Raw genomic sequence first — 17471 nt, 5'->3', positions numbered from 1 at the left:
GGGCGCTGCCGGGCGCCGAGCGGCCCCGCGGCGAGGATCGCTCGACGTCGAGCCGGCCCCCGGGCCGCTGTCGGGGGTGCGGCGTACGGTCGCGGCATGCGCGAAGACGAGCACTCCACCGACCTGACCGACGCCACCTCGAACACCGACGACCCCACGGTCGACAGCCCCCGCAGCGAGGGCACCATCGACGAGATGCAGTCGTCGCCCGTGAGCGACAGCCCCGCCGTCGACGACGACATCGACGAGGACGCCGTCACGACCCTGCCGGGCACCGGCGGGCCCGACGACGAGGGCACCGTCGAGGTCGATCCTGACGAGATCGACATGACCGGCCACGCCGGGTTGAACAAGCCCTGAACAGGCCCTCACGGGCCCTGACCCGGTCGGGCGCTACGCCCCGCCGACGGCGCCCGCGAGCCCTGCCAGCTCGGTGCGACTCCGGGCGCCGAGCTTGCGCAGCAGTCGAGAGACATGGAACTTCACCGTGTTCTCGCTGATGCCCAGCTCGCCGGCGATGTCGCGGTTCCGCGACCCGCCGACCACCAGCCGCAGCACCTCCCGCTCCCGCTCGCTCAGAGTCGTGCCTCCCTGCCACGACTCGGGCGCCGGGGGCGGGTCGAGCGGCATCCGCACCGCGAGTTCCGAGCCCCAGCCCGACGTCGACGACACGGTCAGCTCGCCGGCCACGGCCGTCACCTGCTCCGCGATCGGCCGCAGGGCGTCGTCACGGGCGCTCAGGCCGCCGTCGCCGTCGTCGCGGATCCCGATGAGCAGGTTCAGCCCGTCGCAGTCCCACTGGATCCGCACCCGGCGGGCCGAGCCCCGGTCGACCAGCGTCAGCACCGCGTTCCGCACGACCGCCCGGGCCGCGTGCGCGACGTCGCCGGGCAGCGCCCGACCGGTCGCGGGCGGCTCGACGAACTGCACGTCGAGGTCGCCGAACCGCACGAGCGGCCGCAGGTCGTTGCGCAGCCGCGCGAACGCGCCGACCACCGGCTCGAGCTGGCCGTCGCGTCGCCGGTCGGTGCCGGTCCGCAGCTCGACGATGGCCCCCGCCGCCACGTCGATCGCCTCGACGCGCGCCGCGCGGTCGTCGAGGCGATCCGAGCGCAGCACCGCGAGCAGCGACTCGAGCGTCACGGCCTGGCGGTCGACGAGCGCGGCGAGGGCGCGGGTGTGCTCGGAGGCGAGGGCGCGCGCGGCGGCGTCGTGCGGCAGACCGCCCGGCTCCGCCCGGTGGTCGAGGGCGGGCGAGGAGGCGCGGCTCGGCTCGGTCATGCCGGTCACCCTACCCACGCACCTACCCGCCCACCCGCGCCGGACTACCCGAACGGGCAGTCGAACGGCCCGGACGGACGGTGACGTCGCGGGGCGAGCGAGAGAAAGCTGGAACTCATGAGCGACGTGACCGATCCCCGTACCGACGCCTCCGCCGGCGACCCGACCCGCGCCTCCGGCCCGTCCGTGGCCGACTCGCTGCGGCTCGTCCGCGACGAGCTCGGCGACCTCGTCGACCACCTGGTCGCCGCTCCCGACCACCTCGAGCGCCTCGCCGACGCGCTGTCGTCGGCCGATCGCGTGTTCGTCCACGGCCTCGGCCGCTCGGGCATCGCCCTGCAGGCGACGGCCATGCGGCTGATGCACCTCGGGCTGACCGTCCACGTCGTGGGCGAGGCGACGTCGCCGGCGATCACCCCGGGCGACGTGCTCCTGACGGCCAGCGGCTCCGGGACGACGAGCGGCGTCGTGAGCGCGGCCGAGTCGGCCTCCTCGGCGGGGGCTCGCGTGCTCGCCGTGACCGCCGCCTCGTCGTCGCCCCTCGCCGACCTCGCGACCGTCACGGTCGTCGTGCCCGCGGCCGGCAAGGAGGACCGCTCGGGCACCGCCTCGGCCCAGTACGCCGGAGGCCTGTTCGAGCAGGCGGTGCTGCTTGTCGGCGACGCCGTCTTCCACGCGCTGTGGAAGCGCTCCGGCCAGAGCGCCGACGACATGTGGCCCCGCCACGCCAACCTCGAGTAGCCGACCCGGCGACTCGACCACCCATCCCACCCCACGAAGGAGCACCACATGAAGCTGCAGTTCGCCATGGACACCCTGACCACCGAGGCCGCCCTCGAGCTCGCCGCCGCCGCGGCGCCGAGCGTCGACATCATCGAGCTGGGCACGCCCCTGATCAAGGCCGAGGGCTTCCGCGCCATCACGGCGATCAAGGAGGCGCACCCCGACAAGACCGTCTTCGCCGACCTCAAGACGATGGACGCCGGCGAGCTCGAGGCGGGCGAGGCCTTCAAGGCCGGTGCCGACCTCGTCACCGTCCTCGGCGTCGCGGGCGACAGCACCATCGCCGGTGCGGTCAAGGCCGCGAAGGAGCACGGCAAGGGCATCGTCGTCGACCTGATCGGCGTCTCCGACAAGGCCGCCCGCGCCAAGGAGGTCGTCGCCCTCGGCGCCGAGTTCGTCGAGATGCACGCCGGACTCGACGAGCAGGCCGAGGAGGGCTTCACGTTCGAGAAGCTGCTCGAGGCCGGCCGTGACTCGGGCGTCCCGTTCTCGGTCGCCGGCGGCGTCAAGGCCGCGACCGTCGGCTCGGTGCAGGAGGCCGGCGCGCAGGTCGCCGTCGCCGGTGCCGCGATCTACGGTGCTGACGACGTGGCCGCCGCCGCCGCGGAGATCCGCGCCGCGATCAAGTAGTCGTTCCCTCAGGAGGCGCGGTGTCGGCCAGGCCGGCACCGCGCCTCCCGCATGCGGTCGCGCCCTGCGGCCCGCGGCCCGGCCTGCCCGGCACTCGCACCGCACCATGAACCGCGTACCGAACCATGAACCGCGAAGCTCCGCGGTTCATGGTTCGGTACGCGGTTCTTCGCGCTCCGGGCTCAGCGCGCGGGCGGCACGCCCGGCAGCCCGGCGAGGGCGAGCTCGCCGATCGCCGCCACCTCGGCCGCCGATCCGCCGTCACGGGCCCGGGTCGACATGCCGCCGAGCACGGCGACGACGAACTCGGCGAGCGCCCGCGCGTCGGTCTCGGCGGGCAGCTCGCCCTCCGTGACGGCCTGGTCGAGGCGGCGGGCGATGCGCTCCGCCATGTCGCGTCGGCGGGCGGCGAGCTTGGGCTCGCTGAGCACGAAGCACCCGGAGGGCGTCGACGCGTCCGAGTACCCGGCCGCGCTGCCGCGCACGACGCGACTGAGCGCCTCCCCCACGGTCGGCAAGGCGAGGAACTGCTCGAGCGTCGCCGTCGCCCCGTCCGCGTAGCAGGTGGCGGCGGCGTCGAAGAGGGCGTCCTTGTCGCCGAAGGCGGCGTAGAGGCTCGGGGCCGAGATGCCCATCTCGCGGGTCAGGGTCGCGACCGTCGTCTCGTCGTAGCCGTCCGTCCAGAACTGCTGCATCGCGACGGAGAGCGCCTCGTCGCGGTCGAATCCCCTCGGTCTGCCAGCCATGTCGATCATTCTATAGCGCTCGCTACGCAATGTGCTACGGTCGGCCTCGTCAGATGTGTAACAACCACTACAGAAAGGGTCAGCCATGCAGATCCGAGAGTCCGTCGTCGTCGTCACCGGAGCCAGCCGAGGCATCGGGGCCGAGTTCGTCCGCCAGCTGCGCGAGCGCGGGGCCGCCCGAGTCGTCGCCGGGGCGCGCGACGCCTCGACCGTCGCCGGCGTCGGCACCGATCCCGTCACCGGCACCGTCGTCGAGGCCGTCTCCCTCGACGTGACCGACCACGAGGCCGTGCAGCGCGTCGCCGACGCGGCCGGCGACGTCACGATCGTCGTCAACAACGCCGGCATCTCGTCGGCCATCCCGCTCGTCACGGGCGACCTCGCCGCGATCCGCCGCGAGTTCGAGACCAACGTCTTCGGCCCGCTGGCCGTCACCCGGGCCTTCGCCGACACGCTCGCCCGCAACGGCGGCGGCGCCGTGCTGAACGTGCTGTCGGCGTCGTCGTGGTCGTCGTTCCCGGGCGCCACCACCTACGGAGCCACGAAGGCCGCGGCCTGGGGCCTCACCGACGGCCTCCGCCTCGAGCTCGGCGCGCAGGGGACCCAGGTCACGGGCCTCCACATGGGACTCGTCGACACCGACATGACCGCCGGGTTCGACGGCGAGAAGATCACCGTGGCCGACGTGGTCACGGCGGCGCTCGACGGACTCGAGCGCGGCGATCTCGAGGTGCTCGCCGACGAGCCGGCCCGCCAGGTCAAGGCGAGCCTCGCCCTCGACCCGACCGACCGCTACGCCGGCATGCTCCCCGCCCGCGTCTGACCCGAGCCGCCGGGGAGGCGCGGTGCGGCTCCCGCGCACCCCGCGCCTCCCCCGCTCGCCACTCGCCACTCGCCACTCGCCCATGAACCGCGTTCCGAGCGATGAACCGTGAAGCTTCGCGGTTCATCGCTCGGAACGCGGTTCGCCGGGTCGGGGGCAGCACGACAGGGCGTCAGCCCCGCGAGTAGCGGACGACGACGCCCGGCGACCACGTCGTGAGGTCGGGCTCACGGTCGGCGAGGCCCGGCAGGCCGGCCGCCGCGAGGAGCGTGTCGTCGAGCCGGTCGACGGTCACGGAGCGGAACGTCCAGGGCTCGTGCTCGCGGCGCCACCACCGGGTCGCTCCCCACGACGGGGCGTGCACGCCCCAGCGGTCGGACACGAAGCGGGTCGCGGCGTCGGGGACGACCTCCTCGGTGCCGGGGGTCACGCGGACGAGGCAGCCCGCGCCTCCCGCGGTGCTGCCGCGCCGGCGACGCTCGGTGCGGTGCGCCACGTCGTCGGGGCGGACCCGCGAGCCCGCCCGTGCCCAGACGTAGGGCAGGCCGATGAGCCGGGCGGCCGCGACGGCGGGGAGGTGCTGCGTGTCGATCGAGCGGTAGGCGACGCCCTGCCTGCCGAGGCCGTCGACCGTCGCGACCTGGACGACGATCTCGGTCATCGTGCCGATCCGCCCGAGCCGGGGCAGCGGGGGCACGGTGCTGTCGACGAAGCGGTAGGCGACGAGGGAGGCCCAGGCGGCTCCGGCGTGCTCGTCGGGACGGGTGCCGGGCGGGACGAGCGAGCGGACGCGGTCGGGCTCGACGCGCCAGTGCAGCCCGACGACCTCGCGCCAGTCGTGCTGGGTCACGGGGCGGCGCGGCAGGGGCGGGGCGACGGCGGACACCCGTCCGGCCTACACCGAGCCCGCCTGCCCGGGCCGTCGCGCCCCCACGCCGCGCGCCCGCGACACCGGTGAACCCGAGCCCGAGCGCCGCACCCCCGCACCCGAGCTCGGGCTCGAGCCGGGTGAATCCCGTTCCGAGAGCTGAGAGCCGGGGAGGCGCGGGTCGGGGACGCAGCACCCGGACGGTCCCGGCAGGGGCGGCGGGACCGGCCCCGGTACGGTGGCGGGATGCCTCGCCGACACCGCGCCTCCGGCCGTCTCGTCGCGGTCGTCGGCGCCCTGCTCGTCACGGCCTACGCGGTCGTCGGGGTGCTGCAGGTGCTGGTCTGGAACCCGCTCGCGACGGTGCCCGGCCGCTCGCTCGCCGAGATCCACGCCGAGCTCGACCGGGTCGGGCAGTCGTTCTCGCCGGTGCCGCCGCTGCTCTTCGGCGTGGCGGGCGTCGCGATCGCCGGCTGGCTGCTCGTCACCGCCCTGCGCTCGCGCGACCTGTCGCCGCTGCACGTCGTCATCGAGTTCTCGCTCGTCCTGGCCGCCGGGGCCCCGGCTCTCGCGCTCGTGTCGTTCACCCCCGGGATGCAGCTCGCCGACGGGTTCCTGACGACCGGCGGCGACCACGCTCCGGGAGCGGTGCCCCTCTACTGGACGAGCTCCGCCGCGGTCGTCGTCGCGATCGCCGCCGCCGGCGTCTCGGTCTCGCGGTCTCGCCGCACAGCAGCCGCAGCCGGCCCCGCCGGTGATCCCTCCCCAGCCCCGTCGTCGGGCCCCGGGGCGCACTGACGCCCGCCCGGGCTCGACAGCCCCCCCTCCCCCGTCGATACGCTCGACGGACTGCGTCGGCGACCCCGACGGCCCCCCTCGAGAGGAAACGATGACGTTCGATCACGACCCCGCGACCGCCGGCGACGCCGACGTGAGCACCAGCACGACTCCCCGCGACCTCCGCGTCGGCGTGATCGGCCTCGGCTTCGCCGGGTCGACCCACCTCGAGGCGTTCTCGTCGCTGCCCGGCGCCACGGTCGTCGCCCTGGCCGGGCAGGAGGAGGCCCGCCTGCACGAGCTCGGCTCGGCCTACGGGGTCGAGCGCCTCGTCGCCGACTGGCAGGACGTCGTCGCCATGGACGACCTCGACGTCATCTCGATCGGCGTCCCGAACGCGCTGCACCATCCCATCGCCATGGCCGCCCTGCGAAGCGGCAAGCACGTGTTCTGCGAGAAGCCCCTCGCCACGACGGGCGACCTCGCCGCCGAGATGGTCGCGGCCGCGCGCGACGCCGACCGCGTGCTCGAGGTGGCGTACAACCACCGTCGCCGGGCCGACGTCGCGTTCCTCGCCGACTGGCTCGCCGACGACCCGATCGGCGACGTCTACCACGCGCGCGCGAGCTGGATGCGGCGGGCCGGCGTGCCCGGCATGGGCTCGTGGTTCACGAACAAGTCGGCCTCCGGCGGCGGCCCGATGATCGACCTCGGCTCCCACGTGCTCGACATCGCCCTGCACCTGCTCGGCGAGCCCCGCGTCACGAGCGTCTCGGCCGTCGCGTACGGCGTGCTCGGCGCGGCCGGCCGCGGCGGCCGCGTCTACGGCGTCTCGTCGAGCCCCACCGGGGCGGCCTTCGACGTCGAGGACTTCTCGAGCGCCCTGCTCCGCTTCGACGACGGCGGCAGCCTTCAGCTGCAGGCCTCCTGGGCCTCGTACTCGAAGGTGCACGAAGACATCGAGGTCGAGCTGCTCGGCGCCACCGGCGGCGCGCGCCTGCACGTCGACGACTACGCGACCGACGGCACCCTGACGCTCTACTCCGACGTGCTCGGGCAGCCCGCCGTGACGCGCCCCGTCGTGCACGTGCCCTCGGGCCACCACCGCACCGTCATCGAGGGGTTCATCGCCTCGGTCCAGGCAGGCCAGGCCCCCGGAGGCGCGGCCTCCCCCGACGCGACCCCCCGCTACCCGGGCCGGTACGGCGAGTACGCGCTCCACCGCAGCCGGGTCGTCGACGCGATCTACGCCTCGGCGGAGCAGGGCCGCGAGATCGAGGTGCCCCAGGACGACCCTGCGAGCGCCGACCGCGGCACCACGCCCACCACCACCGTCACGCCCCCGACCGGCGCCGCCGGCCGCACCGAGGAGACCACCCGATGACCGACGCCCCGCAGCAGCCGACCCGCCCGACGCGGGTCGTCGTCTGGAACGAGTTCGTGCACGAGACCCGCCGCGACGAGACCGTGCTGGCCCACTACCCCGACGGCATCCACGAGGTGGTCGCCGCCGGGCTCCGCGAGCTCCTCGGCGACGAGGTCGACGTGTCGACGGCGACGCTCGCCGAGCCCGAGCACGGCCTCACCGAGGAGCGCCTCGCCGAGACCGACGTGCTGCTCTGGTGGGGGCACATCGCGCACGACCAGGTGAGCGACGAGGTCGTCGAGCGCGTGGTCCGGCACGTGCAGTCGGGCATGGGCATCATCGTGCTGCACTCGGGCCACTACTCGAAGCCGTTCACGCGCCTCCTCGGCACCACCTGCTCGCTGCGGTGGCGGAACGCCGCCGAGCGCGAGCTCGTCTGGACCGTCGCACCGACGCACCCCATCGCCGAGGGCGTGCCCGACCCGCTGGTCATCCCCGAGCAGGAGACCTACGGCGAGTATTTCGACGTCCCGACGCCCGACGAGCTGATCTTCCTGTCGACCTTCACCGGCGGGGAGGTGTTCCGCTCGGGCGCGACCTGGCGCCGCGGCCTCGGCAAGCTCTTCTACTTCTCGCCCGGCGACCAGGAGTACCCCGTGTACCACCAGGCCGAGATCCGGCGGGTGCTCGCGAACGGCGTCCGCTGGGCCCGCCCGACGCAGCCCCGCCGCGAGCTGACCGCCGACCTCCACCCGCTCGGCTGGTTCGAGGGGGACGCCCGATGACGCTCGAGCTGCCCGCCCCGCGCGTCGTCGACGCGGGCTCGGTGCCGGCCCTGCGGTGGGGCGTCGTCGGCACGAGCATCGCCGACCGCTTCGTGGCCGCCCTGCACGCCCACACCACGCAGCGTGCCGTCGCCGTGACGGCGCGCGACCCGGAGAAGACCGCCGCCTTCGCGGCCCGGCACGGGGTCGACCGCGTGCTGCCGAGCGTCGCGGCCCTCGTCTCCGACCCCGAGGTCGACGTCGTCTACGTGTCGACCCCGCACACTCTCCACCGCGAGCAGGCCCTCGCCGCGATCGCGGCGGGCAAGCACGTCCTCGTCGAGAAGCCGATCGCGATGTCGGCCGACGAGGCGCGGGAGGTCACCGCCGCGGGCCGCGCCGCCGGCGTCCTCGTCATGGAGGCGATGTGGACGAGGTACCTGCCGCAGTCCGACGTGCTGCGCCAGGTGCTCGCCGCGGGGACGATCGGCGACGTCCACCTCGTCACCGCCGACTTCGGCTTCGCCCTGCCGTACGACCCGTCGCACCGCCTGTGGGACCCGACCCTCGGCGGCGGTGCCCTGCTCGACGCCGGCGTCTACCCGATCTCGTTCGCGGCCTCGGTGCTCGGGGCTCCCGACCGCGTGGTGGCCGAGGGCGAGTCGGGTCCCGGCGGCGTCGACGTGCGCGCCGACCTGATGCTCTCGTACGGGTCGGGCGCGCGGGCCCTGCTCTCGACCTCGTTGTCGTCGCACCTGCCGGTGCGTGCCTCGGTCGTCGGGTCGGAGGGGCGCGTCGACGTCGGCAGCCCGTTCTTCGGCCCGTCGAGCCTCACGCTCACGCTCGGCGGCGGGGACGACGAGCGATCGGCGACCTGGACCGACGACCGCTTCGCGTCGCTGCACGAAGGCCTGAGCGACCAGGCGACGGCCTTCGCGTCGTACGTGGCCGAGGGCCGGGTCGAGTCGCCCGTCCACACCCACGACGACGTCGTCGGCGTGATGCAGGTCATCGACGAGGCGCGAGCCGCCGTCCGCGGCGACGCCTAGCGCGCCCCACGGCGCACGCACACGCACCCCGCACCCCCGATCCGGCGAAACACCCTCAGAACTGACGGTGCGTCGCCGGGTCGGGGGTGTCGCACGTCCGGCGTCGCGGGCGGAGCGCGTCCGGTCCGTGCAGGCACTGCAGCTTCACAGCCAGTGAGCGGCGTCCCTGTATTCACTTCCTCCTGAGGCGGTCGCGGGCACGACGACGCAGGCCCCGCCTCGCCGCCCCCCACCCGAACCCCGACCCACCCCGCGGAGCACCGTGAACGTCACGACCACCACCTGGCTCATCACGATCGGCGTCACCATCGCCTTCTTCGTCTACGAGTTCTTCACGCACGTGCGGAAGCCGCACGAGCCCACCATCGGCGAGTCCGCTCGCTGGTCGGCGTTCTACATCGGCCTCGCGCTGCTCTTCGGCGTCGGCATCGGCGTCACGAACGGCTGGGGCTACGGCGGCGAGTACTTCGCCGGGTACCTGACCGAGAAGGCCCTGTCGATCGACAACCTCTTCGTCTTCCTGCTGATCATGTCGGGCTTCGCCGTCCCGCGGGCCTACCAGCAGAAGGTGCTGATGATCGGCATCGTCATCGCCCTGATCATGCGCGGAGGCTTCATCGCCGCCGGCGCGGCCCTCATCGAGAACTTCTCCTGGGTCTTCTACCTCTTCGGCGCGCTGCTCTTCGTGCTGGCGTATCAGCAGATCAAGGGCAGCCACGGCGGGAACGCCGCCGACAACGCCTTCGTCAAGATCGCGCGACGCATCCTCCCGGTGCACGACGAGTTCCACGACGACAAGTTCACGGTCGAGATCAGCGGCAAGCGCTTCGTCACGCCCCTGCTGCTCTGCGTCATCGCCATCGGCTTCGTCGACCTCGTCTTCGCGCTCGACTCGATCCCCGCGATCTACGGCCTGACGAACGAGGCGTACATCGTCTTCACCGCGAACGCCTTCGCGCTGATGGGCCTCCGCCAGCTCTACTTCCTCATCGGCGGCCTGCTCGAGCGCCTCGTGTACCTGTCGCAGGGCCTCGCGGTGATCCTCGCCTTCATCGGCGTGAAGCTCGTCTTCCACGCCCTGCACGTCAACGAGGTGCCCTTCATCAACGGCGGCGAGCCCCTGCTCTGGGTGCCCGAGATCCCGATCTGGTTCTCGCTCACCTTCATCGGCGCGACGATCGCCGTCGCGACGGTCGCGAGCCTCGCGAAGACCCGCGGCGACGCCGAGAAGAACCGTCGCGACCGCGTCGAGGGCGAGCCCGTGACGCACGCCACGTCCGACGACCACGAGCCCCGCGGGCACTAGGCGACCCACGAGGAGGCGCGGTGTGCGGTCACGCACCCCGCGCCTCCTGCTGTCCCCGGGGCGCACACCGCGGGGCCCGGGTCGTCGCGCCGGTGCTTGGCTCGGGGCGTGTCCATCTCGAACCGGAAACTCACGTCCGCCCTGCTCGCCCTCCCTCTCGTCGCGGTGCTCGCGGCCTGCAGCTCGGGAGGGCCCGCCCCGGACCCGACGGTGACCGCGACGCAGACCGTGACCGCCTCGCCCAGCACGGGGACGGGCACGAGCGCGAGCCCCTCGACCGCCCCCACGGCCACGCCCGGCCCCGACGGCGCCTCGGGCGGCGGCGGCGACCTCGGCGAGGGCAACACGGGCACGGCGTCCGACCGCTGCACCGTGAGCGAGCTGAGCGCCGAGATCGCGGACGGCGGGGGCGGCGCGGCCGGCAGCGTCGGCATCGCCTTCATCTTCACGAACACGGGCAGCCGCAGCTGCACGCTGCAGGGCTGGCCCGGCGTCTCGTTCGTCGGCGACGGCGACGGCACGCAGATCGGCGCCTCGGCGACCCTCGACCGCTCGTCCGCACACCCCGCGCTCACGCTCGCCCCGCAGGACGAGGTGCAGGCGATCCTCACCATCGCCCAGGCCGCGAACTACGACGACGCCGACTGCCGGCCGGTCACGGCCGACGGGTTCCGCATCTACCCGCCCGGGTCGGTCGAGTCGATCTTCGTGGCGGCCGGCGGCTCGCTCGTCGACGCGTGCAGCAGCACCTCTGCCTCGCAGCTCTCGGTCGGCGCCCTGCAGACGTTCTGACCGGCACGACGCCCTGACGACGACAGCGCCCCGCGCGTCCCCCGGCCGAGGCCGGGACGACGCCGCGGGGCGCTGTCGGTGGTGCGGGGTCGTCAGGCGACGACGTGCTCGCGCTCGTCGAGGCGGAAGAAGTCGGCGTACCGCACCTCGCCGGCCACGGGCCGCACGAGGGTCGAGCCGTCGACGGGCCAGGCCGCGAGGCGGGCGACGGCCGCGCCCCGGAGTGTGCGGCGGCGGGGGTAGGTCTCGATGCGGGCCTGGGGCACGCTCGTCAGGCGGACGTAGCTGCTGTCGCGTGACCCGTCCTCCGCGTCGGCGTCGAGGCGGGACTCGTGGGCGATCCGGGGTGCAGGACGGCCGGTGACCCGGCCCTGGACGTGGGTCACGAGCTGCTCGTGGGGCAGGCGGCTGAGGTTCTCGATGGTCAAGACGTCATCTCCTTCAGGAGTGCGGCGATGTCGATCGGTTCCGTCGGCGCGAGGTCGTAGGCGCCGGTAGTCGTGGGGAGGGTGTTCATGGTGACTCGTGTCTCCGCCGACCGGGTGGCCCCGGCGGCTCGTGTTCAGGGGCTGTCCGCCCGCGATCCTGACCATGGCAGCCCCGGCGGGGGCGGGCAATCCGGGCAGACACAATGCGCGCGGTCCCGCGACAAGTGGCCAGAAGACGCGCCTCGGCGCATCGGCGCCCGGGCCGGCGCAGCGCATCGGGGACAGCGCGGACCGGCTTCCACGGATCGGGGACAGGTGTGGTCGACTCGGTGCGGGCTGCGCATACAGTGAGGCCACCACCTCCTGCGTGGTCCTGACGATCTGAGCTCCTGTGCCCCTTCCCTCCCCCGTGGTCCCCGACCGCGCGGCCCTCCTCGCCGCCGCCGACGCCGCCGTCGGGTCGGGCACCTTCGCGAAGCTCTCGCACGCGACGGTCGCGAAGGCCGCGGGGGTCACCGTCGACGAGGTGCGCGAGGCCTTCCCCGCCCGCCGAGACCTCGTCGAGGCGATCTGCGTCGAGCGGCACCACCGCTGGTTCGCCGACCTCCGCGCCGCGGTCCGCGCCGTCGACGAGCCGCGCGACCGCGTGCTCGAGGTGTTCACCTACCTCGAGTCGGACGAGACGGGCTGCTGCCCCTGCGCCGACACCGTCGGCACGGGCCAGCACGTCGTCGAGGCCCTCGCCGTCGGCCACCTCGTCGAGGTCGAGCAGTTCATCGCCGAGCTCTGCGAGGAGGCGGGCCTGCCCCGCGTCGTCGGCGACACCGTCGTGCTGCTCGTCGAGGGCGCCGCCATGACCTCCAAGGTGCGCGACCGTCCGCACCCGGTGCGGGCCGCCCGCACCGCCGCGGCGATGCTCATCGCGGTGTACGAGCCGACCGTCGCGTCCTAGGCGGCCGCCCCGCGCCCCCCGGTCGGATCTGCTGCGCAAATCGGATGATCGGCGGTCCCGGCCCCGTCGCCGTGCCAGAGTTGGCGCCAGTGGATGAGGGCAGACCGCAACGCATCCGCGTGGACGAACGAGGCACCGACCTCGAGGCCGCCCGCGCGGTGCTCGCCGCTGCCTACGCGGGCGTCGAATGGCAGGCCGACCTCGGCGACAACGACTTCTCGTTCCACTACGCGGCCGCCGGCGACGACGCCATGACCCTCCGCCACGTGCAGTTCGAGGGCAGCCTCAGCGGCGAGATGGTGGCCGGCGACGACATCGTCGTCCAGTGGCTCACGCGGGGCAGGGGCACGCTCGACGTCGGCGACACGGAGATCGAGCTGAAGACCGGCCATGCGCGGATGTGGCCGCAGGGCTCGTTCCGCTTCGCCTTCCGCGACTACGACCAGCGCCTGGTGCAGATGAACCGGCGCTTCGTCGAGAAGCTCGCGGAGGAGCGCGGCGTCGCCCCGCACAGCCTCACGCTCGACCACCGCACCGACCCCGACCCGAAGGCCATGCAGGTCTGGCGCAACAGCATCAGCCTCATCTCGCGCAGCGTCCTCGACCAGAACGCGAGCCCGCTGCTGCAGGCCGAGATGGGCCGCCTCGCCGGGCTGTCGCTGCTCGAGCTCTACCCGCAGGACGAGACGCCCCTGCCGCCCGAGCTGCTGCTGCCGAAGAACGCGCGCCTCCGGGCCGCGGTCGAGCACATCCACGAGAACGCGCACCTGCCGCTCACGCCGGTCGACGTGGCCGAGGCCGCCGGGCTCAGCGCTCGGGGGCTGCAGCAGGCGTTCCAGCGGCTGTTCGACGTGACGCCGCACGGCTACATCCGCCAGGTGCGCCTCGCGCGCATCCGCGACGAGCTGCTGAACTCCGAGCCGAGCACGACCTCGGTCGCCGACGTGGCGCTGACCTGGGGCTTCGGCCACGCCGGGCGCTTCTCGGCGTCGTACGCCGCCGAGTTCGGCGAGTACCCGCGCGACACGCTCCGTCGCGGCACGCACCGGGGACGCTGAGGCCGCCGGCACACCGCGGCCCAGGAGCGTGCGGGAGGCGCGACGTGGCCTCCCGAGGCGCACCACACGCGAAGTGCGCACCTGCCGTGCACACACTGCTCGCCCACCGCGCAGAAGTCAGGCGTTCTCGCCCTTGCCGATGCGCTCCGCCGGTTCCTAGAGTCGTCGCATGGTGCAGTTCGTCGACGTGCAGAACATGATCCGCTGGGTCACCGACCGCGGGGTGGGCCCGATCACCGCCGGCATGGTGACGGCCCTCGAGCGCGACTTCGCCCGCTGGCGGTCGTTCGACAAGAGCGCCCGCGTCGCGTCGCACTCGCCTCTCGGCGTGATCGAGCTGATGCCGACGAGCGACAGCGAGACGTACGGCTTCAAGTACGTCAACGGCCACCCGTCGAACCCGGCGCGCGGCTTCCAGACCGTGACGGCGTTCGGCGTGCTGGCCGACGTGCACAACGGCTACCCGACCTTCCTGGCCGAGATGACGCTGCTCACCGCGCTCCGCACCGCCGCGACGAGCGCGATGGCGGCCAAGCGGCTCGCGCGCGCCGACTCGCACGTGATGGCGCTGATCGGGGCGGGATCGCAGGCGGAGTTCCAGTCGCTGGCGATGCGCGCCTCCCTCGGCATCGAGACCCTGCGGGTCTTCGACGTCGACCCGCGGGCGACCGCGAAGCTCGTGCGCAACCTCGCGCCCCTCGGCTTCGACGTGACGGTCTGCGACAGCGCCGCCGAGGCCGCCCGCGGGGCCGACGTGGTCACGACCTGCACCGCCGACAAGCAGAACGCCGTGGTGCTGCCCGACGAGGCCGTGCGACCGGGGGTGCACCTCAACGCGATCGGCGGCGACTGCCCCGGCAAGACCGAACTCGACCCGGCGACGGTGGCGCGGGCGGACGTCTTCGTCGAGTTCCCCGAGCAGACGCGGGTCGAGGGCGAGATCCAGAACCAGCCGCCCGACTCGCCCGTGACCGAGCTCTGGCGGGTGGTCGCCGGCGAGCTGCCCGGCCGCACGAGCGACGACCAGGTCACGCTCTTCGACTCGGTCGGCTTCGCGATCGAGGACGTCACGGCCCTCAAGTACCTGCGCGACGACGTGGCCGGCACCGACTACGCCACGACGCTCGACCTCGTCGCCCAGCCCGACGACCCGAAGGACCTGTTCGGCCTCGTCGCGGCCCGCCGCCCGGTCGACGCGTAGGAGGCGCGGGCCGGCCGACCGAGGCCGGCCGGCGCACGGCTCAGGGCATCCGCCGCGCCGCCTCCTGCGCCACGACCTCGTCGAGGTCGGCGAGGTCGCGCATCTGCCGCAGCGGCCAGCGCATCCGCCCGTTGTCGCGCAGCGCCGGCTCGGCCCGGGCGAGGAGGGCCCAGTACCCCGCGGTGAACGGGCACGCGTCCTCGCCGACGCGCACGGTCGGCGAGTAGCGGCACGAGCCGCAGTGGTCGCTCATCTTGTCGATGTACCGGCCGCCCGAGGCGTAGGGCTTCGTGGCGACGACGCCGCCGTCGGCGTGCTGCGACATGCCGACGATGTTCGCGGGCATGACCCAGTCGGTGCCGTCGACGAAGACGTCGGTGAACCACTCGGTCAGCTGGTCGGGCCGGTAGCCGCGCTGGAGCGACCAGTTGCCCAGCACCATCAGGCGCTGGATGTGGTGCGTCCACCCGTGTCGCCGCACGGCGTCCAGCGACTCCGACAGGCAGGCCGCCTCGACCTCCGACGCGTCGAGGGAGGTCCACCAGGCGGGCAGCTCCTCCCGGGCGCCGAGGGCGTCGTTGTCGGTGACGTAGGCGGGGCCGAGGTGCCAGTAGAGATGCCAGACGTAGTCGCGCCAGCCGGCCACCTGCCGCACGAAGCCCTCGACGCTCGCCAGCGGTGCGTCGCCCTCGGCGTGGGCACGCAGCACGCGCTCGACCACGTGGCGCGGGTCGAGCACGCCGAGGTTCATCGGCACGCTGAGCAGCGAGTGCGCCATGGTCCAGTCGTTCGCGAGCATGGCGTCCTCGAACGGGCCGAAGTCGCCGAGGCGCGTCTCGACGAAGTCCTCGAGGGCGGCCTCGGCCTCGGCGGCGGTCACGGCGAAGCGCCGCCGGTCGTCCTCGCCGACGAAGCGCACGGTGCCGTCGGCCTCCCACGCGTCGAGCTGGCGGCGCACCTCGTCGTCGATCTCGTCCTCGTCGGGCCAGACCGGGTCGGGCAGGCCCAGGGTCGTGGCGCCCTTCGGCGGAGGGTTGCGGTTCTCGTCGTCGAGGCTGAAGCGACCGCCCGCGGGGCCGGGGCCGTCCATGAGCCAGTCCTCGCGCCTCCGGACGCCCTCGTAGAAGTCCTCCATGAGCAGGCGGCCCTCCCGACCGGCGACCCAGGCGGCGAAGTCGGCCTCGTCGGTGACGAACCCGCGGCTGGGCAGGATGCGCACCGCCGGCGAGGCCGACCGCACGAGCTCCCGGAGGGTGCGCGTCGGCGGGTCGACGACCTCGAGGTCGTCGCGACCGGCGAGCGCCTCGGCGACGGTCGTCGTGCGGACGTGCTCGGCCCGGTCGCCGAGCTCGGCGACGCGGTGCCGCAGCGCCGAGAGCCAGAGGTGGGCCTTCGCCCGGTGCATCGGGCGCGCCGAGAACGTCTCGGTCGCCTCGACGACCAGGACGCGGGGAGGCACGGCGTCGGCGCCCGCATCGCCCTCGGCATCGGTCGCGGCGCCCGGGTCGGTGTCGAAGAGCGGGCCCCACTGCCCCGGCAGCACCAGGCGCACGCGTCGCGGGCCGGCCTCGGCGTCGTCGCGGGGGTCGGGGCCGGCGTCGGCGTCGTTGCGGGGGTCGGGGCCGGGGGCGGCGGCGGCGGTCGGGTCGGCGTCCATCGGCCGAACCTACGCGCGGGGTGCCCGGGCGACGCTGGGGGACGCCGTCGGCTGTACCCGGGGGCGACGCCCGTCGCGTGGGGGATGGCCGCGGCGGGGCACCCCTGGCTACGGTGTCGGGATGTACTCCTCAGGCATCGGACTCGCCGGCGTGCTCGGCCTCATGGTCTACGTCGTGCTCATCGGCTTCGCGATCGTGCTCGGCGTGCTGCTGGTCAGGACCCTGCTCTGGGTCATCCGCGCCCTGACGGTCTACGTCCGCGAGCGCGAGCTGCGCCTCGACCTGCTGCTCGCCGGCGACGACCCCGACGGGTCGGGGCCGGCCGACCCGCGCGGCCCCGAGGGGCCCGCTCCGAGCCACGGAACGGGCGGGCCGACCGCGCCTCCCGCGCCCTCCGGCCCGGCGGGGCCGCCCGTGCCCCCGACTCCGCCCGCGGCGTGACCGGGCCGGCACCCCGCCGTCGGCGCGGGCCCGCGCCCGGGCGTCGCGTCGGGCGCGTCGTCGCAGGGGTCGTCACCGGTCTGGGCGCCGTCGCCCTCATCACCGGCTGCACGAGCGGGCCCACCGTCGTCGGCGACCGCTACGACGGTGCCGTGCCGGACGCGCTGTCCCTCGACGGACCCGGCGACACGACCCCGGCCGTCGGCTGGGTCGAGACCGGCCGGAGCTTCTTCGTCACCACCTACGGCTCGTCGAGCTGCCCGTCGGCACCGACGGCCGTCGGCGTCGACGACGACGTCGTGGTGGTCGAGATGCAGCAGATCGGAGGCGAGGTCTGCACGGCCGACTACGGGCCGACGTCGTGGTCGCTCGACCTGCCCGAGAGCACCGCGCCCGCGGACGAGGTCGCCGTGCGGCTCGCCTTCGACGACGGCAGCGTCGTCGACCGTGTGCTCGCGCCCTGAGGGGGCCGCCCACGCGACGGAGCCGCCCGCGCATCGGGGCCGCTAGCCTCGACGGATGCTCGAGAACGTCTCTGCCGCCCACCT

Annotated in this window: 20 protein-coding genes; 15 read left to right on the top strand and 5 right to left on the bottom strand. The window is 74.1% G+C overall.

Annotation, left to right across the window (positions count from 1 at the left end; translation table 11 throughout):
• Positions 1–96: 96 nt before the first annotated feature.
• Positions 97–360, top strand: coding sequence for a hypothetical protein (locus tag EDF38_RS01985; protein ID WP_123353714.1), 264 nt, complete (start codon positions 97–99; stop codon positions 358–360).
• Positions 361–393: 33 nt separating this feature from the next.
• On the opposite strand, the gene EDF38_RS01980 is transcribed toward EDF38_RS01985, so the two are convergent.
• Entirely contained in the window at positions 394–1281 is an 888-nt protein-coding gene (locus EDF38_RS01980) for a LuxR C-terminal-related transcriptional regulator (RefSeq protein WP_123354960.1), read from the bottom strand.
• A 117-nt stretch (positions 1282–1398) separates the two neighbouring features.
• Between EDF38_RS01980 and hxlB the strand changes: the two genes are divergently transcribed.
• Positions 1399–2022 carry a 6-phospho-3-hexuloisomerase gene (gene hxlB, locus EDF38_RS01975; RefSeq protein ID WP_123353713.1) on the top strand — a complete coding sequence of 208 codons (624 nt, stop codon included), beginning with the start codon at positions 1399–1401 and terminating at the stop codon, positions 2020–2022.
• 48 nt (positions 2023–2070) lie between these two features.
• A complete protein-coding gene (gene hxlA / locus EDF38_RS01970) occupies positions 2071–2694 on the top strand; it encodes a 3-hexulose-6-phosphate synthase (RefSeq protein ID WP_123353712.1) in 624 nt (207 codons plus the stop codon).
• Positions 2695–2876: 182 nt separating this feature from the next.
• On the opposite strand, the gene EDF38_RS01965 is transcribed toward hxlA, so the two are convergent.
• On the bottom strand, positions 2877–3440 hold the full coding sequence (locus EDF38_RS01965; protein WP_199734552.1) for a TetR/AcrR family transcriptional regulator: 564 nt from the start codon (positions 3438–3440) through the stop codon (positions 2877–2879).
• Positions 3441–3525: 85 nt separating this feature from the next.
• Between EDF38_RS01965 and EDF38_RS01960 the strand changes: the two genes are divergently transcribed.
• The gene (locus EDF38_RS01960) at positions 3526–4263 is read left to right on the top strand and encodes an SDR family oxidoreductase (protein ID WP_123353710.1); all 738 of its coding nucleotides are present in this window, start codon (positions 3526–3528) and stop codon (positions 4261–4263) included.
• A 172-nt stretch (positions 4264–4435) separates the two neighbouring features.
• Here the strand turns inward: EDF38_RS01960 and EDF38_RS01955 are convergent, their stop codons facing one another.
• A complete protein-coding gene (locus tag EDF38_RS01955; protein WP_123353709.1) occupies positions 4436–5149 on the bottom strand; it encodes a YqjF family protein in 714 nt (237 codons plus the stop codon).
• 228 nt (positions 5150–5377) lie between these two features.
• Between EDF38_RS01955 and EDF38_RS01950 the strand changes: the two genes are divergently transcribed.
• The 6 genes from EDF38_RS01950 to EDF38_RS01925 all read left to right on the top strand — a co-directional run bounded on the left by EDF38_RS01950 (position 5378) and on the right by EDF38_RS01925 (position 11185).
• On the top strand, positions 5378–5929 hold the full coding sequence (locus EDF38_RS01950) for a hypothetical protein (protein ID WP_123353708.1): 552 nt from the start codon (positions 5378–5380) through the stop codon (positions 5927–5929).
• 91 nt (positions 5930–6020) lie between these two features.
• Complete coding sequence (locus tag EDF38_RS01945; RefSeq protein ID WP_199734551.1) at positions 6021–7292, top strand: Gfo/Idh/MocA family protein; 1272 nt, start codon at positions 6021–6023, stop codon at positions 7290–7292.
• A complete protein-coding gene (locus tag EDF38_RS01940) occupies positions 7289–8059 on the top strand; it encodes a ThuA domain-containing protein (protein WP_123353707.1) in 771 nt (256 codons plus the stop codon). Before EDF38_RS01945 ends, EDF38_RS01940 begins: the two co-directional genes overlap by 4 nt.
• Positions 8056–9087: a Gfo/Idh/MocA family protein gene (locus EDF38_RS01935; RefSeq protein WP_123353706.1), complete on the top strand. Its 1032-nt coding sequence runs from the start codon at positions 8056–8058 to the stop codon at positions 9085–9087. The genes EDF38_RS01940 and EDF38_RS01935 overlap by 4 nt, the downstream gene beginning before the upstream one ends.
• 262 nt (positions 9088–9349) lie before the next feature.
• The gene (locus tag EDF38_RS01930; protein ID WP_123353705.1) at positions 9350–10393 is read left to right on the top strand and encodes a TerC family protein; all 1044 of its coding nucleotides are present in this window, start codon (positions 9350–9352) and stop codon (positions 10391–10393) included.
• Between the two features lie 108 nt (positions 10394–10501).
• Positions 10502–11185, top strand: a complete 684-nt coding sequence (locus tag EDF38_RS01925; protein WP_158613300.1) for a DUF4232 domain-containing protein — start codon at positions 10502–10504, stop codon at positions 11183–11185.
• Positions 11186–11277: 92 nt separating this feature from the next.
• Here the strand turns inward: EDF38_RS01925 and EDF38_RS01920 are convergent, their stop codons facing one another.
• The gene (locus EDF38_RS01920) at positions 11278–11613 is read right to left on the bottom strand and encodes a hypothetical protein (RefSeq protein ID WP_123353703.1); all 336 of its coding nucleotides are present in this window, start codon (positions 11611–11613) and stop codon (positions 11278–11280) included.
• 391 nt (positions 11614–12004) lie between these two features.
• Between EDF38_RS01920 and EDF38_RS01915 the strand changes: the two genes are divergently transcribed.
• The 3 genes from EDF38_RS01915 (at position 12005) to EDF38_RS01905 (ending at position 14824) form a co-directional block, all read left to right on the top strand.
• Positions 12005–12565, top strand: a complete 561-nt coding sequence (locus tag EDF38_RS01915) for a TetR/AcrR family transcriptional regulator (protein ID WP_148061429.1) — start codon at positions 12005–12007, stop codon at positions 12563–12565.
• 119 nt (positions 12566–12684) lie between these two features.
• A complete protein-coding gene (locus tag EDF38_RS01910) occupies positions 12685–13623 on the top strand; it encodes an AraC family transcriptional regulator (RefSeq protein ID WP_158613299.1) in 939 nt (312 codons plus the stop codon).
• Positions 13624–13792: 169 nt separating this feature from the next.
• Positions 13793–14824, top strand: a complete 1032-nt coding sequence (locus tag EDF38_RS01905) for an ornithine cyclodeaminase (RefSeq protein ID WP_123353700.1) — start codon at positions 13793–13795, stop codon at positions 14822–14824.
• 40 nt (positions 14825–14864) lie between these two features.
• Here EDF38_RS01905 and EDF38_RS01900 read toward each other — a convergent pair whose 3' ends face one another.
• Positions 14865–16481 carry a cryptochrome/photolyase family protein gene (locus tag EDF38_RS01900; RefSeq protein ID WP_233572134.1) on the bottom strand — a complete coding sequence of 539 codons (1617 nt, stop codon included), beginning with the start codon at positions 16479–16481 and terminating at the stop codon, positions 14865–14867.
• 121 nt (positions 16482–16602) lie between these two features.
• On the opposite strand from EDF38_RS01900, the gene EDF38_RS01895 reads away from it, so the two are divergent.
• Positions 16603–16923: a hypothetical protein gene (locus tag EDF38_RS01895; RefSeq protein ID WP_123353699.1), complete on the top strand. Its 321-nt coding sequence runs from the start codon at positions 16603–16605 to the stop codon at positions 16921–16923.
• Complete coding sequence (locus EDF38_RS01890) at positions 16920–17387, top strand: hypothetical protein (RefSeq protein WP_123353698.1); 468 nt, start codon at positions 16920–16922, stop codon at positions 17385–17387. The genes EDF38_RS01895 and EDF38_RS01890 overlap by 4 nt, the downstream gene beginning before the upstream one ends.
• Positions 17388–17471: the final 84 nt, after the last annotated feature.

The sequence above is a fragment of the Frigoribacterium sp. PhB160 genome, assembly GCF_003751785.1.
Lineage (GTDB): Bacteria > Actinomycetota > Actinomycetes > Actinomycetales > Microbacteriaceae > Frigoribacterium.
The sequence above is the reverse complement of the archived record's forward strand: the minus strand, read 5'-3'. Positions and strand labels throughout refer to the sequence as shown.